We start from the raw sequence: 25,524 nt of genomic DNA on the forward strand, positions 1-25,524 counted from the left end.
GATAATGGATGGGGTGAATGGACGCGTCAGCGCCGGATGTTCGCCTCGGCGGCCGCCGCCAGGATGTCCGCCAGCTGCATCGTATTCACCGGCTTGACGAGGTAGTGGTCGAACCCGGCCGCCATCGACGTCTCGCGGTCCTGCTGGCGGCCGTAGCCCGTCATGGCGATCAGCGTGGCGCCGGCCGCCTGCGGCAGCATGCGCAGGCGCCGCGCCAGTTCGTTGCCGTCGAAGTCGGGCAGGCCGATGTCGAGCAGGCAGACTTCCGGCACGAACGATTTCGCCAGTTCCAGCGCGTCCGTGGCGGAGTACGCGACTTCCACGCGGTGTCCGCCGGAGCGCAGGAACAGCTGCAAGGTGTGGACGGCGTCGACGTTGTCGTCCACGAGCAGGATGCGCAGCGGCACGCCGCCGTCGTGGTGTTCTTCGCCGACGACGGGCGCCGGCGCCAGCACGACGTCCTGCGTGTAGCGGGGCAGGCGTACCGTGAACGTCGAGCCCTTGCCGAGGCCCGCGCTGTAGGCCTTCACTTCGCCGCCGTGCAGCTCGACGAGGCTTTTCACGAGGGCGAGGCCGAGACCGAGGCCGCCCTGCGAGCGGTCCGGCGTGCGCTCGGCCTGCGTGAACAGGTCGAACACGCGTTCGACGAGGACCGGCTCCATGCCGATGCCGTCGTCGGCCACGGTCAGCATGTAGTCGTTGCCGTCCGCGTCCACGCGCAGGTGGATGGTGCCGCCTTCCGGCGTGTACTTGGTTGCGTTGTTGAGCAGGTTCGCACACACCTGCACGAGCCGTTTGTGGTCGCCCTTGACGTACGCCGGCGCGGGCGGCAGCTCGATCACGACGCGGTGGCGCCGCGCCGCGATCAGCGGGCGGATCTGCTCGGCCGCATCGTCGACGACGCGCTTGAAGTCCAGCACCTGCGTCGCCAGCGACACGAGGCCGCGCGTCACGCGCGATACGTCGAGCAGGTCGTCGACGAGGCTCGTCATGTGGTCGACCTGGCGCACGATGATGGAACAGGTCTGCGTGATCTGGGCGTTATCGGAGTGCAGCAGCTTGAGCAGGTGTGCGCCCGTGCTGATCGGTGCCAGCGGGTTGCGCAGCTCGTGCGCGAGCATCGCGAGGAATTCGTCCTTGCGCTGGTCGGCGGCGCGCAGTTCGCGCTCGGCCAGCGAGCGGGCCGTTTCTTTCTTCTGCAGCGCGGCCGCCATGCGGTCCAGCGCCTGGGCCAGGTTGCCGATCTCTTCGTGGCCGTAGGCGATGCCGGAGCGGGCTTCCAGGTCGCCCGCCGCGATGCGCTCGGCGGTGCCCATCAGCTTGCGCACGCGCTGGACGATCAGCACGTCGCCCACGAGCCACGCGGCCAGCATGGCGAGCAGCGTGGTCGCCGCGAGGCCCAGCAGGGACATGATCTGGTCGTGGCGCGCGGCGGACAGGATCGTCTCGGTGGGGATGCCGATCGTGACCGTGTAGTCGGTCAGCGCGGGCGCGCCCACGCGCGCGAACGTGTGCAGGCGCTCGATGCCGTCGTCGCCGCGGACCGTCACCGCGCGCTGGCCGGCCGTGTTCAGCGCTTCCTGCATCGCCGGCGACAGCCTGGTGCCGAAGAAGCGTTCCGGATCGGGGCGGCGCGAGATGATGGTACCGCGCGCGTCCGCCGTCGCCAGCACGGAACCGGGCGGCAGGTTGATGTCGTTGATGAAGGTGTCGAGCCCTTCCAGGTCCATCGCCGCGAACACGACGGCGAGGACTTTCCCGCTGCGGTCGATGACGGGATAGGTGAGGTTGATCGTGTGCTTCTTGATGACGCGGCCGAACACGTAGTCGCCGGCAATGAACCTGCGTTCCGAGATGGCGCGGCGGAAGTGGCTGCGGTCGCCCAGGTTGACGGGGTGGAGCAGCGGGACGGCGCTGCAGGTGACGTCGCCGTTGAGCTGGATGAGGCCGAAGTTGACGAAGCCCTCGTTGCGGTCGAGGACGTCGGACAGCAGCGACGTGCATTTCGCCGTGTCGCCCATCAGGTCCGGGACGCTGGCCAGGTCGACGAGGATCTGGCGCGCACCCTCGATCGACTGGGCTTCGTTGGCGGCCGCCATGCCCGTCAGACGGCGCAGGTTTTCTTCCGATGCCTTGATGGCATGTTCGCGTTCGCGGATCCCGGACAGGATCGTCATCACCGCCAGCGGCGTGATCGCCAGCGCGACCAGCAACATGAGCCGGCTGCGCAGGCTGTTCAGCCGGAAGCGGCTCAAGCCAGATGTCATTTGTCTATCTTCAATCTGCCGCCTTTTGGGCAACAAACGCATTCCCAAATTCGATGATCCTGCGGATGCCTTCGCGCAAGGTCGCCACGTCGTCCGAAATATAGCCGAGCCGGATGTAGCCGGGCACGCCCAGCGCCTCGCCCGGCATGACCGCCACCCTCTGTTCCTCGAGCAACGCTTCGGCAAAGCCGACCGTGTCCAGCGTCAGGCTGCGCACGTCTCCCCACAGGTACGGACCGGAGGCCGGCGTGTGCATGACGATCCAGGGGACCTCGGCAAACAGCCGCACCGCCAGGTCGCGCCGGTCACGGTAGTCCGCCATCATCGCGCGCGGCGCACCGGTCGCGAACGCGACGTGGGCGGCTACCTGCGACAAATGCGGCGCGGCGGCCGTGATCGGGCCTTGCAGCGTCTGCATCGCGTTGACCACTTCGGCGGGCGCCAGCGCGAAGCCGACCCGCCAGCCCATCATGGCGTAGCTCTGCGAGGCCGAAAACAGCGTTACCACGCCGATGTTCCGCCAGTCGCACAAGGCCGCCAGGCTGGTGTGTCCGCCATCGAAGATCAGGTGTTCGTAGCTTTCGTCGACGATCACCCGGGCCCCGATGCGCTCCACCCATGCTCGAAGGTGTTCCAGTTCCCGGCGAGTGTACACCTTGCCGGTGGGATTGTGCGGGTTATTGATGATGACGATGTCCGGCTTGCCGAGGCCATCCAGTAGTGCCGGCGTGATTTCCTCAGGGAGATCGGCCAGGATCGTCCGCAGGCCCAATAGTTGTGACGTAGCAACATACGCCGGCCAGTGGGGCTTGAAGATCAGGACGGTGTCGTACGGATCGCTCAACGCATACAACGCTTCGTACAACCCCTGCTTGGCGCCGTTGGTGACGATGATCTCGTCCGTGCCCGCGTCGATGTCGTTTTCCTTTTTCAGCTTGGCCGCCAGCCGGGTCCGCACGTCCAGTGCGCCGACCACGCTCGTGTACGGCATGATCCGTTCGCGCTCGATCGCCGCCGCCACCGCGTCCAGCACCGGCCGCGGCGCCGGGAAGTGCGAGATGGCGATGGAGAAGTCGATGACGGCCTCGCCCTGGCTGCGCAAGGTTTCCACGCGGCCGTGCATGGCGGTGGTGGCGAGCGGGCGGGAGGAAGCAATCCGGGCAGAAATTTTCATTTTTTGTTCTCTTGGGATGGTGTTATTGAAAAGTTATGACGCACGGTGCAACGGCTGGGTGTTGCCTGATTGTACTAAATCGGCAGAACAATGCCGCACTGGTGGAAAATAGCGCGCAGGAAACGGGGGAGCGGCGGGCGCCGCGCGGCGCGGGATTCTGGTACGGTGATTGCAAAGTGAACCATTCGGGAGAACACCATGCAGCAACCCATCGTACGCACCTTCAAGCACGTGACGGCCGCCGAACAGGCGCGCGTCGAACTGCTGGACGCGGGCATCGCGGCCGACGACGTCGCGATCGACGTCCGCATCGACGAGACCGGTCCCGTGCAGGGCAATTTCACCGTCGGCGATTCGCCCGCGGTGACGGGCAAGACGGCGTATTCGCACACGTACGCGCCGGTGGCGCAGGACGACGTGCGCGACTGCCAGGTCACTGTGAACGCCGCCGACGCCGCGCTGGCCGAGCGGGCCGCCGCGATCCTCGACCGGCACGGCGGGCACGATCCCGATCCCGCCCATGCCGCCGCCATCGCCGCCCGCGAGACGCGCCATTGAGTTTGCGCGACAATAGGGCATCGCGGTCCGCGACCGCTTCCAGGAGAGTTCAATGAGTGCCATCCACCTCGACAAGCAGGATGCCCTGCTGATCATCGACATGCAGGTCGACTTCCTGCCCGGCGGGGCGCTCGGCGTGGCGGGCGGCCATGAAGTGGTCGCGCCGATCAACCACCTGATCGAGCTGTACCAGGCGCAGGATCTACCCATCTTCGCGTCGCGCGACTGGCACCCGCAGGACCACTGCTCGTTCGCGGCACAGGGCGGGCCGTGGCCGCCGCATTGCGTGGCCGGCACGCCGGGCGCCGCATTCGCGGCCGAGCTGGCGCTGCCCGACGATGCCATCGTGATTTCGAAAGCCGACACGGCGGCCGTGGACGCCTATTCCGCGTTCGGCGGCACCGACCTCGCGGCGCAGCTGCGCGCGCGCGGTGTGGAGCGCGTGACGGTGGTGGGTCTCGCCACCGATTACTGCGTCTTGAACACCGTCACGGATGCGCTGGAAGAAGGCCTCGACACGCTCATCGTGCCGGAAGCGATGCGCGCCGTCGACGTGAATCCGGGCGACGGCCGCCGCGCGCTCGACCGCATGGTCGCGCGCGGGGCGGTGCCGGTGCGGCTGGGCGAGATCGGGATGGTCGCACTCTCCGTCGCCTGATTCAGACGATGCGCGTGGACGGCGCGGTGCGGCTGTGCGTGAGCGACAGCGGCCCGGGCGTGCCGGCTGCCTGATTACGCCGCGCGCAGCAGCACGAGGTGGCCGGCGATGTCGCGGCCGTGATCCTGGCGCAGCACGACGCGTTCCGCCGCGACGATGTCGAAGCCGGCCGCCTGCGCGGTTGTCTGCACATAGCCGAGCGCATGCGCAAACCGGTTCGACGGCTGGAGCGCGTAACCACGATCGTCCTCGTCGAGTGCCTCGCACGACAGCGCGAACAGCCCGCCCGCATGCAATGCGCGCCGCACCCGCGCGAACAGCGGAGACAGGTCGCCGAGGTACACGAGCACGTCGGCCGCGACGGCGAGGTCGCACGAGGCGGGGCGCTCCGCCAGCCAGTCGACGATGTCGGCGCAGGCCAGGTCATCGTACAGGTCCAGTTCCGCCGCCTTGTCCAGCATGCGCTGCGACAGGTCGACGCCGGTGACGTGCCGCGCCAGCGGCCGCAGGAAAGTCGCGCACAGTCCCGTGCCGCAGCCGAGGTCCAGCGCCGCCGGCACGGGTGGCGCGGCCAGGTGCGGGCGGAGCAGGGCGTCCAGCAGCGCCGGCGTGCGGTAGCCGAGGACGTCGACGAGGTGGTGGTCGAACCGGCCGGCATATTGGTCGAACAGGTGCTTCACGTAGTCGGCCGGCGCCGCATCCGGCTGCTCCGCCTCGCCCAGCGCCGCCAGTGAAAACCGGATCTCGTCCGCATCCGCGCCCAGGTCGAGCGCGCGCCGGTACGACGCCACGGCCGCGTCGCGCCGCCCCAGTCCGCGCAGCGTGTTCGCCCGATAGTGTTCGGCCAGCGCGTAGTCGGGCCGCACGGCCAGCGCCTGTTCGTAGCTGTGCAGGGCGCCGGCGAGGTCGCCCGATTTCTTCAGTGCCGCGCCGCGCGCGCACCAGGTGTCGGCCCGCGGGGCCAGCGCGAGCGCGCTGTCGTACGCATCGACGCTGTCCGCGTGGTGGTCCAGCGCCTGCAGTGCATGGCCCAGCGCGACGAAGGCGTCCGCATACGCGGGCCGCATGGCGAGTGCTTGTTCGGCGCTCGCGGCGGCATCCGCATGGCGTCCCAGGTCGTGCAGCGCGATGGCGCGATGGCACCATGCGTCGGCCAGCGCCGGGGCGATGCCGAGGGCGCGCTCGTAGCTGTCCAGGGCGTCGGCCAGGCGGCCGAGCCGGCGCAGCGTGTTGCCGCGGTTGTCCCAGGCGAGCGCATAGCCCGGGTCGAGGCGCAGCGCCGCTTCGTAGCTGGCCAGCGCGGCATCGGTGCGGCCGAGGTCCTGCAGCGCGGCGCCCAGGTTGCAATGGGCGCGCGCCTGCTGGGGGTCGATCCGCAGCGCTTCCTCGATCAGCTCCACGGCGCGGCCGGGATGCCCGCGCTGGCGCTCGATCACGCCCAGCAGGTGCAGCGCGTCGAACTGGCGCGGGTCGAGGTCCAGCACGCGCCGGTACAGGGCCTGCGCCTGCTCGAGCCGGCCCTGCTGGTGCAGGCGGACGGCCTGGCCCAGCAGGTCGGACGCGTCTTCCACCGTCACCGGATCAGCTCCAGGACAGGTCCGCCTTCGCCAGCGGCAGCTCGCGCACGCGCTTGCCGGTGGCGGCGAAGATGGCATTGCAGACGGCCGGCGCCAGCGGCGGGAACACGGGTTCGCCCAGGCCCGTGACGGGGTAGTCGGTCTTGAGGAAGTGCGTCTCGATCGTGGTCGGCGTGTCCGGCATGCGCAGCAGGGCGTAGTCGTGGAAGTTGCTCTGCACGATGCGGCCCTTGTCGATGTCGAGCGCCGGGTACATCAGCGTGGACAGGCCGTCGATCACGGAGCCCTGCACCTGGTTCTCGGCGCCGGACAGGTTGACGATCTGCGCGCCGATGTCGGCGACGACGACGACGCGGTCCACGCGCAGCCGGCCTTCCTTCGACACCGTCACCTCCGCCACTTCGGCCACGTAGCCGCGGTGGCTGAAGTGGAAGGCGATGCCGGCGCCCTGGCCGCGCGCGAACTTGCGCTGGCCCCAGCCGGATTTTTCCGCGACGGCCTTCAGCACGTTGCGCATGCGGCCCACGTTGTACGGCACGCCGCGCTCGCCCGTACCGGCCACGAGGTCCTTGTCGCCGAGGAGGTCGAGGCGGAACGCGAGGGGATCGCGCCCCGCCGCATGGGCCAGTTCGTCGATGAAGCTGTGGAACACCCACGCGAACACGTTGCTGCCCGGCGCGCGCCACGGACCCATCGGGATGCGGCATTCGAGCGGCGTCTGCTCGATCAGGCAGTTGGCGAGCCAGCGGCCGGGGAATTCGTCCCCGGACAGGTTGCCGCCGCTGCCCGGCTGCAGCACGCTGGCGCTGCCGCCGTCGCTTTCCTTCTTCTCGACGCGGTTCGCGAACGTGACGAAGTGGTCGTGCCACGCGACGACCTTGCCCTGGTCGTCCACGCCGCCGCGCAGGAAGTGGAAGCCGCCGGCGCGGAAGTGGTCGTGCTGCAGGTCGTCCTCGCGCATCCACGTCAGCTTGACGGGCGCCTTCACCTTCTGCGCGATCGCGGCCGCCTCGACGATGAAGTCGGACGACAGCCGGCGCCCGAAGCCGCCGCCGCTGCGTGTGATGTGGAGCAGGATCTTGTCTTTCGGGATGTTGAAGGTCGTGGAGACGAGCGCCTGGCCGGCGCCCGGATTCTGCGTGGGCGCCCACAGTTCGAGGGTGCCCTCCAGCGGCTTGAACCACGCCGTGCAGTTCTGCGGTTCCATGCTCGCGTGCGAGATGAACGGGTAGACGTAGTTCGCTTCGACCGTGCGCGCGGCGCCGGCGAGGGCCGCATCGACGTCGCCGTCCTTGCGCATCACGGCGGCGCCGGGCTGCCCGCTCGCGGCCTGCGCGGCGGCGAGGAAGCCGGACCAGCTGTGGCGCGCGCCTTCGCCTTCGTCCCACGTCACCTTCAGGTTCTTGCGGGCGCGGAAGGCGTTCCACGTCGAGTCGGCGACGATCGCGACGCCGGGCCGCAGGCCGTTCAGGTTTTCCGTGCCTTCGACGAGGAACGCGGCCTTCACGCCGGGCATGCGCTTGATGGCGTCCAGGTTCGCCTCGACGGGACGGCCGCCCGGCACCGGGCACTTCACGTACGTGGCGTACAGCATGCCGGGCAGGCGCGTGTCGATGCCGAACAGCGGCTGGCCGCTGACGACGAGCGCGTTGTCCACGCCGCCCACGCGCGTGCCGAGCAGGCGATAGGTCGCCGGATCCTTCGGCACGACCTCTTTCGCATCCGGCACGGGCAGCGCGGACGCCGCGCGTACGAGCGCGCCGTAGCCCAGCTTGCGGCCGCTGGCGCCGTGCACGACGGCGCCGTCCGCGGCGCGGCACTCCGCCACCGGCACGTTCCACGTCTGCGCGGCGGCGCGTACGAGCATCGTGCGCGCGGTGGCGCCGAGGCGGTGGAAGTTGTCGTAGTTGGTCGGCGTCGACGTCGAGCCGCCGGCGCCCTGCGACCCGTAGATCGGGTTCAGGTCGCCCTGCACGACACGGACCGATTTCCAGTCGACCTCGAGTTCTTCGGCCAGCACCATCGGCAGCGACGTCTTGATGCCCTGGCCGATTTCCGGCTGCTTGGAAACGAGCGTCACGCGGCCGTCCGTGCCGATGCGGATGAACGCGTTCGGGACGAAGTCGCCCGCCGCGGGTTCTTGCGCCCCGTTGTCGGCCAGCGCCGCGATGGCGCCGCTCGCCTGCACGCCCAGCAGCAGGGCGACGCCCGCCGACTGGCCGAGGAAGCGGCGGCGCGCGGGGGAGGCGGGGCGGCTCATGCTTTCCCCTTGGCGCCAGTCGCGGCAATGTCCGCGGCCCGGTGGATGCCGGCGCGGATACGGACATACGTCGCGCAGCGGCACAGGTTGCCGGCCATCGCGTCGTCGATCTGGGCGTCGGTCGGCTTCGGATGCTGTTTCAGGAGGGCGCATGCCGTCATGATCTGGCCGGCCTGGCAATAGCCGCATTGCGGCACGTCCAGCTCGGTCCAGGCCTGCTGCAGCGGATGCATGGCGCGGGCATCGAGGCCCTCGATCGTGGTAATGCGGCGCTTGCCGATGCTGCTTACCGGCAATTGGCAGGCTCGGACCGGCTGGCCGTCCACGTGCACGGTGCAGGCGCCGCAGGCACCGATGCCGCAACCATATTTCGTGCCGACGAGGCCCAGGGTATCGCGCAGCGCCCACAGCAGCGGGGTATCCGCTTCGACGTTAACGGCCTGGGCCTTGCCGTTGACGTTCAGTGTGTATTTACTCATGTCCTCGTGGGATGGGTTGGATTGCCGAAGCTGAACTGTGCAATGCTAAACCAAACTGCCCCGTCAAGACCAAGGGATTTGATCTTTTACGTGGCAATAGTAGAAACCCGGGGGCTATGACATACTGGAGCGGCCCGATGCGCAGCATCGCACGCCCCACTTACATGCGCCGACCGATCACTTTTCCGACCAACCTGCGCAGCCGCCTCGCCGGTGCCGTCGGCGTGCTCGTGCTGGGCGCCACGATGCTCGCCGGCCCGCTGGCCGTGGACGTGGCCGAGCACGACCTGCGCGCCGTGCTGGGCGCGCAGCAGTATGCGTCGCTGTCCGGGGCCGCGGCCTTTCTCGACGACCTGCTGGAAGCACGCCTGCGCCAGATGGCCGCGCTGGCCGTGGCGATGCCGCTCGACGCCCGCCACGACCCGCGCCGCCTGCAGGCCTGGCTGGCGAACCGCACGGCCGACGTGGGCGACGAGTTCGTCAACATCGCCGCGTTTGCCCGCACGGGCGAACTGGTGGCGTCGGGCGCTTCCATGCCGACCGCCCAGCCGCTGACGGCCACGGGCCGCCCGTACTTCGAAGAAACGCTGCTGCGCGGCCGCGGCATCGTATCCGATCCGTTCCAGAGCCGCCTGTCCGGCGCGAACATGGTGCTCGTGACGGCGCCCGTGTTCGACGACCACGGCGAGATCGTCTACGTGCTCGCGGGCCGCATCGACCTGCAGCATGCGCGTTTCCTGCGCCAGGTCGACGCCCTGCGGCCGGGCAGCACCGGCTATCTGTTCCTGATGTCGGCCGACGGCACGCTGATCGATTCGCCGGCGAAGGAACGCCAGACGGCGACGGCGCCGCCCGCCGACCAGCCGGGCATCGCGCGCGCCCTGCACGGTTTCGAGGGCTGGCTGATCGGCGGCGACCGCGAAGGTGCCGCCATCGTCACCTATAAACGCCTGGCGACGACCGGCTGGATCCTCGGCGCGCGCTATCCGGAGAAAGAGGCGTTCGCGCCGCTCGCCCGGGTGCGGCGCACGGTGCTGGTCGTGGCGGGCATCCTCGCGCTGGTCGCGGGCCTGCTTGCGTGGTGGCTCGTGCGCCGCGGCCTGCGCCCGCTGGCCGAGTTGCGCCGCAACGTGGCCGCCGTGCGCCACGAGGGCGTCGACAGCGAGGTGCTGGCGCTCGCCCGCAACGACGAGATCGGCGAACTGGGCCGTGCCTTCCACGACCTCGTGCAGGCGCGCGGCCGCGCGGCCGCCCGCATGCGCGCGATCGCCGACAATGTCCCGGCCGTGATCGCCTACGTCGACCGCGACGAGCGCTTCGAATTCACCAACGCCGGCTTCGACCGCATGATCGGATCCGAGCCGGACGTGTTCATCGGGCGCACGGTGAGCGAAGCGCTGGGCGAAGCCGGCTACGCGCGCCTGGAACCGCTGATCCGTGCCGCGCTGCTGGGCGAGCGCGGCCACGTGGAAGACGTGCGCAGCGACGACGCCAGGCGCCACCAGATGATCGACACGATTCCCGACATCGATGCCGACGGCCGCGTCGTCGGCTTCTTCGTGATGGCGATGGACATCAGCGAGCGCAAGGAAGCGGAACTGGCGCAGGCCGCGAGCGAGCAGCGCCTGCGCCTGATCGCCGACAACCTGCCCGTGCTGATCTGCTACATCGACCGCAACCACCGCCTGGGCTTCGGCAACGCGACGTTCCAGGCGTGGGTGGGCCTGGAACCGGTCCGCCTGCCCGGCATGCATTTGCAGGAAGTGCTGGGCAAGCCGGCCTACGACGCGGCGCGGCCGCGCCTGAAGCAGGCGTTCGAAGGCGTCGGCGCCACGTTCGAGATGCCGCTGCAGGCGCAGGGCCGGCACCGCATCCTGGAATGGACGTTCGTGCCGGACGTGCAGGCGCAGGGCAGGGTGAACGTCGCCGTCGCGGGCGTGTACGCGCTCGCGCACGACATGACCAGGGTGAAGGAGGCGGAAAGCCGGCTCGTGCAGATGGCGCGCTTCGACAGCCTGACCGGCATCGCCAACCGCCGCCTGTTCGGCGAGCTGCTGGGCCAGGCGCTGGAACGGGTGCGCCGCCAGCGCCAGGTGATGGGCCTGGCCTACCTGGACATCGACCACTTCAAGGCCATCAACGACACGTGGGGCCACGGGGTCGGCGACGAGGTGCTGAAGGAATTCGCGCAGCGCCTGGCCGCCTGCGTGCGCGTCACGGACACGCCCGCGCGCCTGGCCGGCGACGAGTTCGTCGTCCTGCTGGAAGACGTGAAGGGCGTCGACGAGGCGGAGCGGATCGGCGCCAAGATCGTGGAGGCCATCCGGAAGCCCATTGCGACCGGGGCCGGTCCGCTGGAGGTCACGGCCAGCGTGGGCATCGCGCTCGTGCACGGCGCGGACGTCCCGCTGCCCACGCAGGACCAGGTGCTGGGCTGGGCCGACACGGCGCTGTATGCCGCCAAGCACGGCGGCCGCAACCGCTGCGTGGTGCGCGTGGCGGAGGAGGCGGCCGGCGTGCCGGTGAAGTAATTACTGCGGCGCGGGCTGCGTGGCCACCAGCGTGCGCTGCACCCAGCCGCCGGAGACGTTCTCGCCGTCGATCTTGACGAAGCCGTCGCGCTCTTCGCCGGTGGCGATCGCTTCTTCCGACCGCTTCAACGTCCCCATCACCTTGCTGCCGGCGCGCGGCTCCGTGTACACCTTGACGGTGGCGAGGCGCGCGTACACGCTGGCGCCGGCCGTCACGGGCACGCCCTCGCGGGTGGATGCCTGCGCATTCACCTTGCTGGCCGCGCTGCTGGTACGCACGAGGCTTGGCTCGTTGCGGATGCGCGCCACGATGCGGTTGTAGTTGTCGAGCAGGCTGGCCGCGACCATCTTGCCTTCCGGCGTGTTCGTATAGCCGCCCAGGCGCGAGTAATCGCCGCCGCCCCAGCTCCAGCCGGAAATGCCGAAGTCCGTCTTCGTCGCGACGCCTTCTTCCGCCGCCACCTGGATGCCGGACCGGACGTCCGCGATCAGGAGGCTCGTCTGCGCTTCCTTGAATTTGAGGTTGCCCGCGATGCCGCCCGCGATCCGGCCCAGGCCGCCCAGCAGGCGGCCACCGTAATCCGAGATCGCGCCGCCGATGCCGCCCGTGTTGGCGGCGGCGAACTGCACGTTCGGCGTCATCACGAAGTCGGCCGCCTGCAGCTGGCCCTTGCCGACGTTGCTGCCGGACAGCGTCTCGCCGTTCGCGGCGAGCGCGCGTTCCTGCTGCAGATTGGCCATCGCCGCCCCGCGCTCGACCACCTGGAAGCAGTTCGATTGCTGGATCATGATGCGCAGCAGCGCGACTGGCGACCCGAGCCCGTAGCTCTGCAATGCGTGGGCGCTCTCGCTCTGGGCTTCCGTGACGGCGATGGTGCCGAGCGGGCGGTCGCAGCGCTCGACTTTGGACGTGGTTTCCTGGGCGTGCAGGGAGGTGGCGCCCGCGAGCAGGGCGGCAATGATCGAAATCCGGATTGGCTTCATGACCTTGTAAGTGAACAGTGAGAAGGAAAGCACGCGGAGCGTGCCTTACACCTTTGTTCATTTTACAAGTCTGTACGGGGTTGTAATCTCACCAACTTTCACAGTTCCCCGTTTTTCGGACACAATGGTCAGATACCTGTGGGATAAGTTTCCGGCGGTTCCTCCGCATGCCAGCCGCCGCCCCGATCGAGCGGATGCACGGCCGTCGTGTGGTCGATATGGATCACGGCATCGAACTGGCGCGCCATGCGGGCGGCAAAATAATGGCTGTGGCGCTCCGTGCGCGGCAGGTAGATGACGCCGATGGCCCGTTCCAGCCGCCGCTCCTCCATCGTGGCGCGCACGTCCTGGTCGATGCCGTCCCGAAGCGGTAGCAGGAAGCGGGGGATGCCCGTCTCGTGCAGCAACTCCTCATAGCTGCCCGGCATGCCCGGCCGGACGCGCTTGTGCTCGGCCGGCGCGTCCCATTCCGAGGCGGCCGTGACGAAGCCGTCGTACGTGGAAAACCCGATCAGCCGGGTCTGCCCATCGTATTCCTTGCGCGCCAGTTCGCCGACGTTCCACTCGCCCATTTCTCCCATTTCTGTCGCGCGCGCGTCGCCGATGTGGGAATTGTGTTCCCAGACGACGATCTTGGACGGCTCGCCATCCTTCGACAGGTGGCGGGCGAGCGCATCCAGCGTCTCCGCCATGTGGCTGTCGCGTAAATTCCATGACGACACGCGGCCCCGGAACATCGTCCGGTAGTATTCCTCGGCATTCTTGACGAGGCGCGCATTCTGCTCGGCGTAGAAGAACGCTTCCTCGTCGCCGTCCCGGTACATGTAGTCGGCGGCCCGCTGCTGTAGCTGGCGTAACTGCTCGAGGACGCCTTGTTCGCACGACGCGGACAGGTCGAGGCTCGCCGTATAGCCGTAGTGCTGGCTGTCCTCGTGGTAATGGTCGAAGCAGGCGTAACGCTCGCGCGCCTGGCGTGCCGCGTTCGGGTCGACCTGGTCGAGGTAGCGCAGCACTTCCTCCATCGACGTGAACAGGCTGTACAGGTCGAGGCCATAGAAGCCGACCCGCGGTCCGGCCGTCTTCTCGTTGTGGTGCCGCAGCCATTGGACGAACGCGGCGACGTCCGTGTTCCGCCACATCCAGTTCGGAAAGCGCTGGAAGCCGGACAGGGCTTCGTCGGCATTGCGGTCATCGCCGCGGCCGCGCACGTAGCGGTTGACGCGGTAGGCGTCCGGCCAGTCCGCCTCGACCGCGACGGCGTGGAAACCCTTGTCCTCGATCAGGCGCTGCGTGATGCGCGCCCGCTCCTCGTAGAACTCGTGGCTGCCGTGCGTCGCCTCGCCCAGCAGCACGAAGCGGGCATCGCCCACGAGGTCGAGCAGGGCGTCGTAGTCGCGGTCGCCGCCCGTCAAAGGACGCGCGGCGTTGCGCAGCGCCGAGATGGTGTGCTGCGGGGTCTGCGGCGTCGCCATGACCACCTCAGTGCAGCCAGCGGCTGCTGGTGCGCGGCCGCGCGGCATCGCGCGGCACGGCGCCCCGTTCGATGAACGCCTTCATGCGCGCCAGGTCGTCGTCCATCTGCGTCTTCGGATCGGACCCGAGCAGGGTCGCGAGACCGTGGCCGACGACGCCCGCCGGCGGCGTGTACGACATGTGCACGGTGACGCGGGTGCCGCCGCGATGCGGTTCGAACTGGATGGAGCCGCTCTGCGGGATCTCGGCGCCCGCTTCGCTGCGCCACGCCAGGCGGTGCGGCCGGGTCTGCTCGGTGAGCACGGCATTCCATTCGAACTCGCTGCCGCCGGGGCCGCGCACGACCCAGTGCGAGCGGCCGCGGCCGAGGTCGCGCACCTCGACGACGTGGGACATGAAGTGCGGGAAGTTCTCGTAATGGGTCCACAGGTCGTAGACGTCGTCCGGCGCGGCGTCGATGTGGATAGCTTTGCTGAAGTCGATGGTCTGGTCCATGCCGATGCCGCGGCCGCGCAGCATGCCCAGCAGCGGCTGGTTGGTGGCGCCGCGGGCCAGCAGTGCGGCGCCGGCCAGGCCCAGCATCCATGCCAGCGGCGAGCGCCGGCTCAGCGCATACAGGGCCAGCAGGCCGCCGCCGGCCAGGGCGGAATTGCGCGCGGTGGGCGTCCATTCGCCGCCGGGGGCCCCCGCCCGCAGGGTGTCGCGCACCCGGGTGCGGACGTCGTGCGCCAGGGCGCGGGCCTTGTCCATGCCGTTGCCGACCTCATGTCCGCCCCCGTCGGCCGCACTGCCCAGCGCATGCCGTGCCTTGTCCATGCGGCCGCCGACGGCCTCGCCTGCCCTGGCCAGCGTGTCCTTCGCCTTGTCGATGCCGGCGTCGAGCGCTTCGCTTGCCGCGTGCCCCATGCGCTCCAGTGCCGAGCCCGACCTGGCCCCGGCACTGCCGCCACTGTCGGCCATATCGGCCATATCGGCCATATCGGCCGCGCGGTCGCGCAGCTCGTCGCCGGCGGCGCCGATGCGTTCGCCCGCGCCGCGCCAGACGTTGCCCAGTGCGCCGGACGTGCGCGCGCCCGCGTTGCGCACGGCCGCGGCCGATTGCGCGCGCCGCGCCCCGCCGCGGTCCGGGTCGAGCATGTACATCAGCAGGGCGCCGGCAGCGGCACCGCCGATCCATTTCGCGATTTCATAGCCTGTGTCCGTCGTGTTTTTCATGATTGGCTCCTCCGGTTGGTCTGGCCCTGGCCGCCGCCTCGTCATGCCAGGCGGTGGCCAGCAAATCCTGCACTTCCTCGTCGCTGGTCTGTTCGAATGCGTCGTACCACTGGCCGACGGCGCGGAAGTGGGGCGGGGTCGACAGGCAGACGAGTTCGTCGACGCGTGCCTCGAGCGCGGCCGCCGTGTCGGGCGGCGCGACGGGGACCGCCAGCACCAGCTCGCGCGGACCCAGCCGGCGCGCGACTTCGATGGCGGCCAGCATCGAGGAACCCGTGGCGACGCCGTCGTCGACGAGGATCGCGCTGCGGCCGGCGAGGTCGAGGGGCGGCCGGCCGCCGCGGTAGGCGCGCTCGCGCCGCTGCAGTTCGGCCAGCTCGCGCGCCGTCACCGCGTCCACGTCCTGCGCGGTGACGCCCATCAGGCCGGGCACGCCGGGCTGGAGCACGCGGACGCCGCCGCTGCCCACGGCGCCCATCGCGAATTCCTCGTGGCGGGGCATGCCGAGCTTGCGCACGAGCAGGACGTCGAGGGCGATGCCGAGCCGCTGTGCGATGGCGAACCCGACCGGGACGCCGCCGCGCGGCAGTGCCAGCACGATGGCGTCCGGATGCCGGGTATAGGCGGCGAGCCGCTGCGCCAGCAGCCGGCCCGCTTCGGTGCGATTCTTGAAATGACGGGTGTCGGCCATGATGCGCACGCTTTCAGAGTCCTTCCCTGATCTCGAACCGGGCGCGGCGTGAGCGCGGTCGCGGGCGGCCCGCAGGCCGTCCGCTCGCGTGCCGCGCCGTGCGGCTCATCGACCCTACTGGATCGTCAGCTGGCGCGCCGTGCCGCCCTGTTTCTTCGGCAGCGAGAGCATCAGGACGCCGTCCTCGAGCCGCGCCTGCGCGCTGGCATCGTCGACTTCGGAGGGCAGCGTGAAGCTGCGCTGGTACTTGCGCGTCGAGCGCTCAGAATACACCACCTGCTCACCCTGGCGCTGTTCGTTTGCCTGCTGACACTCGCCTTCGATGGTGACGCGCTGGCCGTCGATCGAAACGTGCACGTCCTCCTTCTTGACGCCGGGCAGCTCGGCCTTCACCTCGAAGGTTTTGTCGGTCTCGCTGACGTCCAGGCGCGGCATGCCGACGTCCTCGCCGGCCCAGCGCCCCTGGGCGAGCGGCGCGAAGAAGTCCTGGAACATGTTCTCGACCATGCGTCCGAACTGGTCTTCCATGGCGCCGGGACGGAATGTGGAAAGCGGCGTCGTGCCTCTTCTGATCAGGTTCATGATAGACCTCCCTTTTAAGAATGATGTCCTGCGGCGCGCAGGGCGCCGCAACACCATTTATAGGGCGGTCGAAAAGGGTTTGCAAGAGTCGTGTCGAACCGTGCGCGGGCACCCGGACGGACCTTTGAGGCAGGACAGCAGGCGAACGAAAGCGGGGAATTTTTGCGAAACCGCCCCGGTCAATGACAGTGTGGACCGGGGCAGATGCGGGCGTCAGCCGAGGTTGCGCCGGTGGAAGCGCAGGTGGTCTTCGACGAAGGTGGAGATGAAGTAATAGCCGTGGTCATAGCCCGGATGGTGGCGCAGTTCGAGCGGCTGGCCGACGGCGCGGCAGGCTTCCTCGAACGCCTCCGGGTACAGTTGTTCGGCCAGGAACTTGTCGCCCAGGCCCTGGTCGATCAGGATCCCCTTGGGGAAGGGCGGGGCGCCGGCACCGGCCATCAACTCGGTCGCATCGTAGACGCGCCACGCGTCGCGATCGGTGCCGAGATAGCCGCCGAACGCCTTCTCGCCCCACGGGCAGCGGGACGGCGCGGCGATGGGGGCGAAGGCCGACACGGAGCGGAACAGGTCGGGGTTGCGCAGCGCCAGCACCAGCGCGCCATGGCCGCCCATGGAGTGGCCGAAGATGCCCACGCGCGCCGGATCGGCCGGCAAGGTGGCGAGCACCAGTTCGCGCAGTTCGAGGATGTGGCTGTACATGCGGTAGTGGCTCGACCACGGTTCGCGGGTGGCGTCCACGTAGAAACCGGCGCCGGCGCCGAAGTCCCAGTTGTCGGTCTCGCCCGGCACGCCGGCGCCGCGCGGGCTCGTGTCGGGCGCGACCAGGATCAGGCCTTCCTGCGCCGCCACGCGCTGGGCGCCGGCCTTGATCATGAAGGTCTCTTCGGTGCACGTCAGGCCGGCGAGGTAGAACAGGACGGGCAGGCGCTTGCCGTGCGCGCCGGGAGGGAGGTAGACGGAAAAACGCATCGGCAGGCCGATGGCGGCGGAATCGTATTTGTAGAAGCGCTGGACGCCGTCGAAACAAACGTGTTCGCTGAGGAGTTCGGGCATGGCTCGGTCCATCGGATGGTTGACTGATCGAAAGCGCAAGTATGCCCGGTCCGCAGGCAGGCCGCCACTGCGCTTCAGATCAGGCCGAGCGCCCCCAGCACGGCGCCGGCAGCGAGCAGCCACAGCAGGTGAATGCGCGTGCGCCAGATGATCAGGCCGCTGACGATCGCGGTGAGCCACAGGGGCCAGTTCGCCAGGACGGCGGACGCGATCGGGGCACCGGCACCGGCACTCGCACCGGTACCGGCGGAACTGGCCATGATCCAGGCGGTGGACAGCAGCAGCGCGATCACGATGGGCGCCATGCCCTGCTTGAAGGCCCGGACGGCGCGCAGGTCGCGGTTGCGGTGGCCCCAGCGGGCGGCCGTGTACGTGATGATGGTGGACGGCGTCATGATGCCGACCATCGTCACGAGCACGCCGAACAGCGCGGCGGCCGTGCTGCCGGCGTTCATGCCGACGTGCCACCCCATCAGGGCGACGAACAGGACGTTCGGCCCCGGTGCGGCCTGGGCCAGCGCGATGGACTGGTTGAACTGTTCCTGGGTCAGCCAGTGGTGCTGCTCGACGAGGAAGCGGTGCATCTCCGACGACGTCGAGATGGCCCCGCCGACCGACATCAGCGACATCAGGAGGAAATGGCCGAACAAATTGAGCCAGTCGGCCCAGTCCAGCGCGAGGTGCAGGGGCGCCGTCATGATGCGAGCCGGCGGTACGCGAGGACGCAGCCCAGGCCGCCGAGGCCGAACAGCACCCAGGGGAGCGGACATTTGAGGAACGCGACGAGGATGAAGCCGGCCGCCGCGATGGCCAGGCACCAGGACAGGGGCAGCGGGCTTTTCTTCAGCGCGCTCGCCAGGCGCAGGCCGGCCGCGCCGATCAGGCCGGCACAGACGGCGGCCATGCCGTGCAGCGCGCCGGCCACGACGGGGCTGTCGGCGAAGCGGTCGTGCAGCACGGCCAGCCCGATGACGAGGATCAGGGGCACGGTCAGCAGGCCGGCCAGTGCGGCGAGCGCGCCGGCGATGCCGAAATGGCGGCCGCCGATCATCAGTGACAGGTTGACGACGTTCGGTCCGGGCATGATCTGGGCGACGGCCCAGTCTTCGATGAATTGTTCCTGGGTCAGCCAGCGCTTGCGGTCGACGATCTCGCGCTGGACGATGGCCAGCACGCCGCCGAAGCCCTGCAGGGCCAGCAAGGTGAAGGAAATGAACAGGTCGGAGAGGGAGCGGGGGCGGTTGGCGCTTTCGGACGGCGCGGTCGTGCCGGACGGCGGGGAGCTGGGCGATGCATTCATACCCCGATTATCGCGCCGCTCCCGGCATCCTGTCCATGTGGCGGTCCGGCGGTCCGGCGCTCCGGCGGTCCGGCGCTCCGGCGATCAGCCGCCGCCGATGCCCCGCATCACGCGTCCCGTGCCTTCGCATTCGGGACAGGTCTTGCCGTCGGCCAGCTTGCCGCTGCCGCCGCAGGTTTCGCACAGGTCTTCGCCGGCGCCTGGCGTGCCGGGTTCGGCTTCGTCGCCGGGTTTCAGGTCGGGATCGGGCATTGCGCTCATGGCGTCCTCGTGGTGGTTGGATAGACGAGGCCATTCTAGGCGCAGCGAAAACGGCGCGGCGCGCGCATGCGGCGCGGGTTTGTCATGAGGAATTCACAAACGAATGCCACATTGGATAAAAATTAATCTTGACTTTGGCCAAAGGTGGGAAATACTCGTTAGGCAGCAATCCCTTCAATCCATCAAAGTCAGGAACTGCGATGAACCAAGACACCCTCGAGCTCGAAGACGGTCAGGTGACCGTCCCTTACCAGCGGCGCGATACGCAACAGAAGGATATCGTCGACCTGGGCATTGCGCTCCAGCAGCGCAGCAATACGATGTCGGCCGTGGAATACCTCCGTTCTCAGAACGTCGGCAACGACGTCATCGAACGCGTGCTGACGGAGCCGGGCCGCAGGCGTTCCTGGTGCAGGTAAGGGTGGAGGCAGGCGACAAGCTCGACGGTTATGCACAGTCTTGCTCGCGTGCATCTTGCGAATATTCTCGATTCGTGTGTCACTTGACTTGGTAACTCATTGATTTTGTGAAGGTTGAGTTTTGCCCACGCAACGGGCAAATTGTTGAAACCCGCATTCCTGCTTGGTTTTGGCATGTCAAGAGGGTGTTTTTCCACAAACTTATACACAGTTTTTGTGGATATCTGAACAAGCCTTGTTGAAGAGGCAAGCGAGGCGGGCAGAGGCCGTGAGCGGCCGCGCCCGCTGACGCTGGTTTGCTACATTGCCATCTGCGCTTGCATAAAGATACTGGACAAATGTACAGTTGAGCATCTATCCTCAACCGCCATGTCCGTCGCCACCGCCACCCCCGTTTCCCAGCCCGCCGCGCCCGCCGATCCGTTCGCCGGCCTGAATCCCGAGCAGCGCGCCGCCGTCGAGCACGACGTGGGTGCGGGGATGGTCCGGCCGCTGCTGGTGGTCGCGGGCGCCGGCTCGGGCAAGACGAATACGCTGGCGCACCGGGTGGCGAAGCTGATCCTGACGGGGAGCGATCCGCAGCGCATCCTGCTGCTGACGTTTTCGCGCCGGGCGGCCAATGAAATGGGCCAGCGCGCCGCCGGCGTGCTGCAGCGCGTGCTGGGCATGTCGACGGCCGTGGGCAGCCTGCCGTGGGCCGGCACATTCCACGGCATCGGCGCCCGCCTGCTGCGCGAATACGCGGGCCGGATCGGGCTGGAAGCGTCGTTCACGATCCACGACCGCGCCGACTCCGAAGACTTGATGGGCCTCGTGCGCCAGGACGTGGGCCTGGGTGCCTCCACCGGCCAGAAACGCTTTCCGCTGAAGGGCACATGCCTCGCGATCTACTCGCGCGTCGTCAATTCCCGCGAGCCGCTGGCCGACGTGCTGCAGTCGACCTTCCCGTGGTGCAGCGAATGGGAAGAGCAGCTCAAGCGCCTGTTCGGCGCCTACGTCGACGCCAAGCAGGAACAGAACGTCCTCGACTACGACGACCTGCTGCTGTTCTGGGCCGAGATGGCGTCCGATCCGGAACTCGGGCCGGAACTGGGCGCGCTGTTCGACCACGTGCTCGTCGACGAATACCAGGACACGAACCGCCTGCAGGCCGCGATCCTGCAAGGCATGAAGCCGGACGGGCGGGGCGTGATGGTCGTCGGCGACGATGCGCAATCCATTTATTCGTTCCGCGGCGCGACGGTGCGCAACATCCTCGACTTCCCGAAGCAGTTCGGCGAGCACACGACGATGATTACGCTGGACCGCAACTACCGCTCGACGCAGCCCATCCTCGACGCGTCGAACGCCGTCATCGCCGCCGCGCTGGAGCGCCATGCGAAGACCTTGTGGACCGATAAGGCCGCCACCGGCAAGCCGCAGCTCGTGTTGATCCCGGACGAGGCCGAGCAGGCCCGCTGGGTGTGCAACCGCGTGCTGGAACAGCGCGAGGCGGGCATCAAGCTGACGCAGCAGGCCGTGCTGTTCCGCGCCGCCAGCCACAGCGCCGCGCTGGAGCTCGAACTCGTGCGGCGCAATATCCCCTTCGTAAAATTCGGCGGCCTCAAATTCCTGGAAGCGGCGCATATCAAGGACGTGCTCGCCATGCTGCGCTTCGCCCAGAATCCGGCGGGCCGCGTGGCCGGCTTCCGCGTCGTGCAACTGATTCCGGGAATCGGCCCGGCGACGGCGGCCCGCCTGCTCGATGCGGTGGCGGAGGCGCCCGACCCCGTCGCGGCCGTCGACGCGTTTCCCGCGCCTCCGCGCGCCCAAGGGGAGTGGGAGCAATTTACCGCGCTGTTCCGCACCCTGCGCACGACGGGCCTGCGCTGGCCGCTGGAAATCGAACTCGTCCGCGACTGGTATCTGCCGCACCTCGAGCGCCTGCACGACGACGCAGCGGTCCGCGCCGCCGACCTCGACCAGCTGGTGGCGCTGGCGGGCGGCTATGGCTCGCGTGAGAACTTTCTCACCGAACTGACGCTCGACCCGCCGGAAGCAACGAGTGACCGCGCCGGCCCGCCGCTGCTGGACGAGGATTATCTGATCCTGTCGACGATCCACTCGTCCAAAGGGCAGGAGTGGAAGGCCGTGCACGTGCTGAACGTTGTCGACGGCTGCATCCCGTCCGACATGGCAACGGGCAGCGCGGAGGACATCGAGGAAGAGCGCCGCCTGCTGTACGTGGCGATGACGCGCGCGAAGGAACACCTGCACCTCATCGTCCCGAACCGTTTCTTCATCAAGCAGCAGGCGCAGATGGGCGACCGGCACGTCTATGCGCAGCGCACCCGCTTCGTCACGCCCGTCATGCTCAAGCACTTCGAGGAATGCGTCTGGACGAATGCCGAAACGTTGCAGGTGCGCAAACCGATGCCGGACAGCGTGAGAATGATGGTGCGCGAACGGGCCCGCAACGCCTGGAAATGAAAATAACGGCAAGATGACGGCAAAAGTGGGCAGAATCGGAACACTGTGACAAAGTTATCCACGCTGGGTCGATTTTGTAGGAATTTGCCGCATTTCCAGTGCCTGCTTAAAACACGAGCAACGGTAAGTCGTTGATTTTATTGAGTTTCGATTTTGCCCGTTCAATGGGCAGTTTATTGAAACCCGCACCAATACTGGGCTTCCGGCTTGTCAAGAGGCGCTTGTCCACACAGTTATCCACATTTCTTGTGGATATTAAAATTAATCCCGTCGAATCAATGCCTTAGGTCGCGGACTTGATGCGGCATCGAGTTTTTCGGGTCGATCTGGATCAAGTCAACCGAGCGCTGCACGGAGTGCCGCGAGGGCGTCCAGCGCACCCAGCGCCACCCCGACGCCCCGGCCGGGACGCACGTCGGGCTCGCGCGGATTGATCCGCACGAGCGGCGCACCCTGCGCTTCGCACACGCGCCGCACGGAAGGCACGTCCGTGCCGGCCCCCAGTTCGATGACGACGAGGTTCGCCACCTGCGCGCGCCAGCGGTCGAGGCGGGCGTACTGCGCTTCGCTGCGGGCGTCCACCCAGCGGCCGTCGCCGAACATCAGGATGTTGGGCCGCGCCAGCGCGCCGCAGTGCGGACAACGGGGCAGCGGCGGCGTCATCAGGCAGGTCGCGGGATCGATGAGCGGATCGACGGCATCGGCCGGCCAGATCGCATCGCTGCACGGGCGCGTGCATTGCAGGTGGTGGATGGAACCGTGGCATTCCACGACACGGTCCGGGCCGAAGCCGGCGCGCTGGAACTGCCCGTCGACGTTGCTCGTGAAGACGAAGGCGCCGTGCTTCAGGCGCGCGCCGAGGTCGCGCAGGATCGCGAAGCCCGCATGCGGGATCGTGGCGCGATACAGCGCGAGGCGGTGGCCGTAGAAGCCCCAGGCCAGTTCGGGATTGCTGTCGAAGTTGCGCGGATTCGCGATCTCGACGAAGCGGATGCCCAGCGCGGCCAGCGGCGGATAGGCGCGCCAGAAGCCGTGGTCGCCGCGGAAGTCGGGCAGGCCGGAATCGACGCCGATGCCGGCCCCGGCGCCGATCAGAAGACCGTCGGCATCGCGCAGCAGCGCGGCGGCCCGCGCAAGTTCGGCGGCGCTCACGCGGCGTCCCCTTCGTCGATGCGGCGCTGCAGATGTTCCAGCGCGGCCAGGAAGCGTGCGGCGGCGACGCCCGGCGGCCACGGTTCCCACGGTGCGCAGCCATACACGTCGACCAGCGGATCGTGCGCCAGCACGGCGGAGCGGATCTTCAGCGTCGTGCGCACTTCCTGCGCAGACCAGCCCGCCACGTGCACGGCTTCGCTGGCGGCGGCCAGGCGGTCGGCGCGCTTGTGAAGCAGGTGCTCGGCCGGCGTCCACGCGGGCAGGCGGTAGCGCAGGAACACGGCCTGTTCCAGGCGCCGCGTGAGGGCGCGAAAACCCTCGCCGAGGAACGGCTTGATCGGCGCGACGGCGTCGAAGCCGAGCAGGCCTTCTTCCGCGTCGTGCAACAGTTCGCGCAATTCGACGACGGGGGCGAGCGGCGTGGGCGATGCCGCGCGCCGCAGCAGCATCACGGCGATCGAATGCTGGGCCACGGACAGCGGCAGCGGCCACGCCGAGTGGCCGCCCCAGCGGTAGGTGCGCGCGAGGCCGAGGGCGAGGTCGCTGTCGTCCCAGTCGAACGGTGTCGGATTCAGCAGGTCGAGGCGCTTGCCGGACGGCATGCGGACCCAGGCGCGCATGTCGGGCGCCATGTCAGCGGTGGTATGAAACGGTGGACATGGCCCGATTCTACACGGCCGCGCCGGCCGACCCCGGCCGGATTGACGTGGCCGAACACGGGGCCCCGTTCGCGGTGTAGAGTAGGCTGCGGTCGGGCGGGGGCCCGGCAATCCGGAGTGCGGCTTCATGGGTGAACACGGCAAACGAATCGAGTGCGACGTTCTCGTCGTGGGCGGCGGCATCAACGGCGCCGGCATCGCGCGCGACGCGGCCGGGCGCGGCCTGCGCGTCGTGCTGTGCGAAAAGGACGACCTCGCGCGGCACACGTCGTCCGCGTCGAGCAAGCTGATCCACGGTGGCCTGCGCTATCTGGAGCAATACCATTTCGGGCTCGTGCGCAAGGCGCTGGCGGAGCGCGAAGTGCTGCTCAAGAGCGCGCCGCACATCATCCGGCCGCTGCGCTTCCTGATGCCCCATGCGCCGGGCCAGCGTCCGGCATGGATGATCCGCGCCGGCCTGTTCCTGTACGACCACCTGGCGCGGCGCGACTTCCTGCCGGCGTCAGGCACGGTCGCGTTGCGCGATCTCCCGGCCGGTGCCGCGCTGCAGCCCCGCTTCACGCAGGCGTTCGCGTATTCCGATGCGTGGGTCGACGATGCGCGCCTCGTCGTGCTGGCGGCGCTCGATGCGCGCGAACGGGGCGCGACGATCTTCACGCGCACGCGCTGCGCACGGGTGCGGCGCGACGCGAAGCGGTGGGAGGCCGACCTGGAGGGCCCGGACGGCACCGTCCATGTGCACGCGCGCTGCCTCGTCAACGCGGCCGGGCCGTGGGCGGGCAGCTTTCTGCAGGCGACGGGCGCCGGCCCGGCACGCCCCCTGCGGCTCGTGAAGGGCAGCCACATCGTCGTGCCGCGCCTGTTCGACGGCGACCAGGCGTTCCTGCTGCAGCAGCCGGACGGCCGCATCGTGTTCGCGCTGCCGTACGAGGGCGCGTTCACGCTGGTGGGCACGACGGACGTCGACCACGACGCGCAGGACGTCGACCGCGTCGCCATCAGCCCCGCCGAGACGGCGTACCTGTGCGACGCCGTGAACCGCTGCTTCGAGCGGCGCATCGGGCCGGACGATGTGGTGTGGAGTTATGCGGGCGTGCGGCCGCTGATCGCGGACGATGGCGGCGGCAGCGCATCGTCCGCCAGCCGCGACTACCGCTTCGAGCACGACACGGCCGGCGGCGCGCCGCTGCTGTCGGTGTTCGGCGGGAAGGTGACGACGTTCCGCAAGCTCGCCGAACAGGCCGTCGACTGGATCGGGCCCGTGCTGGGCCGCCAGGTGCCGGCGTGGACGGCGCATGCCTGCCTGCCGGGCGGCGACCTGTATGGCAAGGAACCGGTCGCGCGCGCGGTGCTCGAGTACGACGCGTGGGTGCGCACACGCCGCCAGCAATTTGCCTGGCTGCCCGACGGCCTGCTGGCACGCTATGCCCGCAGCTACGGCACGCGCCTGGCCACGCTGCTGGCGCACTGCCGCGCGCGTGCCGACCTGGGCGAGGAAATCGTGGCGGGCCTGTACGAGGTCGAGGCGGACTACCTCGTGCGCCAGGAATGGGCGATGGCGGCCGACGACATCCTGTGGCGCCGCACGAAGCTGGGCCTGCACGTGGCGCCGGGCGCGGCCCAGCGTCTCGATGCGTGGCTGACGGCGCGGCGCCGCGGCACGGTCGCCGCGCAATAGCGCGCCTTACCGCCAATGCCGTTCAGTGAAGAAGACCCCGTGTGGTGGGCACCCTGTGCCCACCACACGTTTGCGGAT

Annotated in this window: 22 protein-coding genes; 6 read left to right on the plus strand and 16 right to left on the minus strand. The window is 68.8% G+C overall.

What is annotated here, in order from left to right:
- Positions 1-26 precede the first annotated feature (26 nt).
- Positions 27-2,267: an ATP-binding protein gene (locus tag ACEN98_RS13540; protein ID WP_413385105.1), complete on the minus strand. Its 2,241-nt coding sequence runs from the start codon at positions 2,265-2,267 to the stop codon at positions 27-29.
- A gap of 10 nt (positions 2,268-2,277) precedes the next feature.
- Positions 2,278-3,441: a pyridoxal phosphate-dependent aminotransferase gene (locus ACEN98_RS13545; protein ID WP_413385107.1), complete on the minus strand. Its 1,164-nt coding sequence runs from the start codon at positions 3,439-3,441 to the stop codon at positions 2,278-2,280.
- Between the two features lie 198 nt (positions 3,442-3,639).
- Here ACEN98_RS13545 and ACEN98_RS13550 point away from each other — a divergent pair, with 198 nt between their 5' ends.
- Both ACEN98_RS13550 and ACEN98_RS13555 read left to right on the plus strand, forming a co-directional pair.
- Positions 3,640-3,999 carry a hypothetical protein gene (locus tag ACEN98_RS13550; RefSeq protein WP_413385109.1) on the plus strand — a complete coding sequence of 120 codons (360 nt, stop codon included), beginning with the start codon at positions 3,640-3,642 and terminating at the stop codon, positions 3,997-3,999.
- Positions 4,000-4,051: 52 nt separating this feature from the next.
- A complete protein-coding gene (locus ACEN98_RS13555) occupies positions 4,052-4,657 on the plus strand; it encodes an isochorismatase family protein (RefSeq protein WP_413385111.1) in 606 nt (201 codons plus the stop codon).
- 74 nt (positions 4,658-4,731) lie between these two features.
- On the opposite strand, the gene ACEN98_RS13560 is transcribed toward ACEN98_RS13555, so the two are convergent.
- Genes ACEN98_RS13560 through ACEN98_RS13570 form a run of 3 tightly spaced genes read right to left on the minus strand, consistent with a single transcriptional unit; the run spans position 4,732 to position 8,973 of the window.
- Positions 4,732-6,234, minus strand: coding sequence for a tetratricopeptide repeat protein (locus tag ACEN98_RS13560; RefSeq protein WP_413385113.1), 1,503 nt, complete (start codon positions 6,232-6,234; stop codon positions 4,732-4,734).
- Between the two features lie 4 nt (positions 6,235-6,238).
- Complete coding sequence (locus ACEN98_RS13565; RefSeq protein ID WP_413385115.1) at positions 6,239-8,494, minus strand: molybdopterin cofactor-binding domain-containing protein; 2,256 nt, start codon at positions 8,492-8,494, stop codon at positions 6,239-6,241.
- Positions 8,491-8,973 (minus strand): (2Fe-2S)-binding protein, encoded by a 483-nt coding sequence (locus ACEN98_RS13570; protein ID WP_413385117.1) that lies wholly within the window; start codon positions 8,971-8,973, stop codon positions 8,491-8,493. Before ACEN98_RS13570 ends, ACEN98_RS13565 begins: the two co-directional genes overlap by 4 nt.
- Positions 8,974-9,110: 137 nt before the next feature.
- On the opposite strand from ACEN98_RS13570, the gene ACEN98_RS13575 reads away from it, so the two are divergent.
- Entirely contained in the window at positions 9,111-11,504 is a 2,394-nt protein-coding gene (locus tag ACEN98_RS13575; protein ID WP_413385119.1) for a diguanylate cyclase domain-containing protein, read from the plus strand.
- Here the strand turns inward: ACEN98_RS13575 and ACEN98_RS13580 are convergent, their stop codons facing one another.
- The 9 genes from ACEN98_RS13580 to ACEN98_RS13620 form a co-directional block, all read right to left on the minus strand.
- Positions 11,505-12,488: a CsgG/HfaB family protein gene (locus tag ACEN98_RS13580; protein WP_413385121.1), complete on the minus strand. Its 984-nt coding sequence runs from the start codon at positions 12,486-12,488 to the stop codon at positions 11,505-11,507.
- Between the two features lie 128 nt (positions 12,489-12,616).
- On the minus strand, positions 12,617-13,960 hold the full coding sequence (locus ACEN98_RS13585; protein ID WP_413385123.1) for an erythromycin esterase family protein: 1,344 nt from the start codon (positions 13,958-13,960) through the stop codon (positions 12,617-12,619).
- Between the two features lie 7 nt (positions 13,961-13,967).
- On the minus strand, positions 13,968-15,176 hold the full coding sequence (locus tag ACEN98_RS13590) for an SRPBCC family protein (protein WP_413385125.1): 1,209 nt from the start codon (positions 15,174-15,176) through the stop codon (positions 13,968-13,970).
- Positions 15,148-15,867 carry a phosphoribosyltransferase gene (locus ACEN98_RS13595; RefSeq protein WP_413385127.1) on the minus strand — a complete coding sequence of 240 codons (720 nt, stop codon included), beginning with the start codon at positions 15,865-15,867 and terminating at the stop codon, positions 15,148-15,150. The genes ACEN98_RS13590 and ACEN98_RS13595 overlap by 29 nt, the downstream gene beginning before the upstream one ends.
- A 114-nt stretch (positions 15,868-15,981) precedes the next feature.
- A complete protein-coding gene (locus tag ACEN98_RS13600) occupies positions 15,982-16,449 on the minus strand; it encodes an Hsp20/alpha crystallin family protein (protein WP_413385129.1) in 468 nt (155 codons plus the stop codon).
- Positions 16,450-16,662: 213 nt separating this feature from the next.
- Entirely contained in the window at positions 16,663-17,505 is an 843-nt protein-coding gene (fghA, locus tag ACEN98_RS13605; RefSeq protein WP_413385131.1) for an S-formylglutathione hydrolase, read from the minus strand.
- Between the two features lie 74 nt (positions 17,506-17,579).
- Positions 17,580-18,203: a chromate transporter gene (locus tag ACEN98_RS13610; RefSeq protein ID WP_413385134.1), complete on the minus strand. Its 624-nt coding sequence runs from the start codon at positions 18,201-18,203 to the stop codon at positions 17,580-17,582.
- Positions 18,200-18,805 carry a chromate transporter gene (locus ACEN98_RS13615; RefSeq protein ID WP_413385136.1) on the minus strand — a complete coding sequence of 202 codons (606 nt, stop codon included), beginning with the start codon at positions 18,803-18,805 and terminating at the stop codon, positions 18,200-18,202. Before ACEN98_RS13615 ends, ACEN98_RS13610 begins: the two co-directional genes overlap by 4 nt.
- An 84-nt stretch (positions 18,806-18,889) precedes the next feature.
- Positions 18,890-19,066 (minus strand): hypothetical protein, encoded by a 177-nt coding sequence (locus tag ACEN98_RS13620; RefSeq protein WP_181158672.1) that lies wholly within the window; start codon positions 19,064-19,066, stop codon positions 18,890-18,892.
- 200 nt (positions 19,067-19,266) lie between these two features.
- On the opposite strand from ACEN98_RS13620, the gene ACEN98_RS13625 reads away from it, so the two are divergent.
- Entirely contained in the window at positions 19,267-19,485 is a 219-nt protein-coding gene (locus ACEN98_RS13625; protein WP_413341926.1) for a hypothetical protein, read from the plus strand.
- A 369-nt stretch (positions 19,486-19,854) separates the two neighbouring features.
- Positions 19,855-21,954, plus strand: coding sequence for an ATP-dependent helicase (locus tag ACEN98_RS13630; RefSeq protein ID WP_413385138.1), 2,100 nt, complete (start codon positions 19,855-19,857; stop codon positions 21,952-21,954).
- Between the two features lie 336 nt (positions 21,955-22,290).
- On the opposite strand, the gene ACEN98_RS13635 is transcribed toward ACEN98_RS13630, so the two are convergent.
- Entirely contained in the window at positions 22,291-23,106 is an 816-nt protein-coding gene (locus tag ACEN98_RS13635) for an SIR2 family NAD-dependent protein deacylase (RefSeq protein WP_413385140.1), read from the minus strand.
- Positions 23,103-23,729: a phosphohydrolase gene (locus tag ACEN98_RS13640; RefSeq protein ID WP_413385143.1), complete on the minus strand. Its 627-nt coding sequence runs from the start codon at positions 23,727-23,729 to the stop codon at positions 23,103-23,105. The genes ACEN98_RS13635 and ACEN98_RS13640 overlap by 4 nt, the downstream gene beginning before the upstream one ends.
- Positions 23,730-23,895: 166 nt before the next feature.
- On the opposite strand from ACEN98_RS13640, the gene glpD reads away from it, so the two are divergent.
- Positions 23,896-25,446 carry a glycerol-3-phosphate dehydrogenase gene (gene glpD / locus ACEN98_RS13645; protein WP_413385145.1) on the plus strand — a complete coding sequence of 517 codons (1,551 nt, stop codon included), beginning with the start codon at positions 23,896-23,898 and terminating at the stop codon, positions 25,444-25,446.
- Positions 25,447-25,524 lie beyond the last annotated feature (78 nt).

The sequence above is a fragment of the Massilia sp. CT11-137 genome (assembly GCF_047302885.1).
In the GTDB taxonomy this organism is placed as follows: domain Bacteria; phylum Pseudomonadota; class Gammaproteobacteria; order Burkholderiales; family Burkholderiaceae_D; genus Telluria; species Telluria orientalis.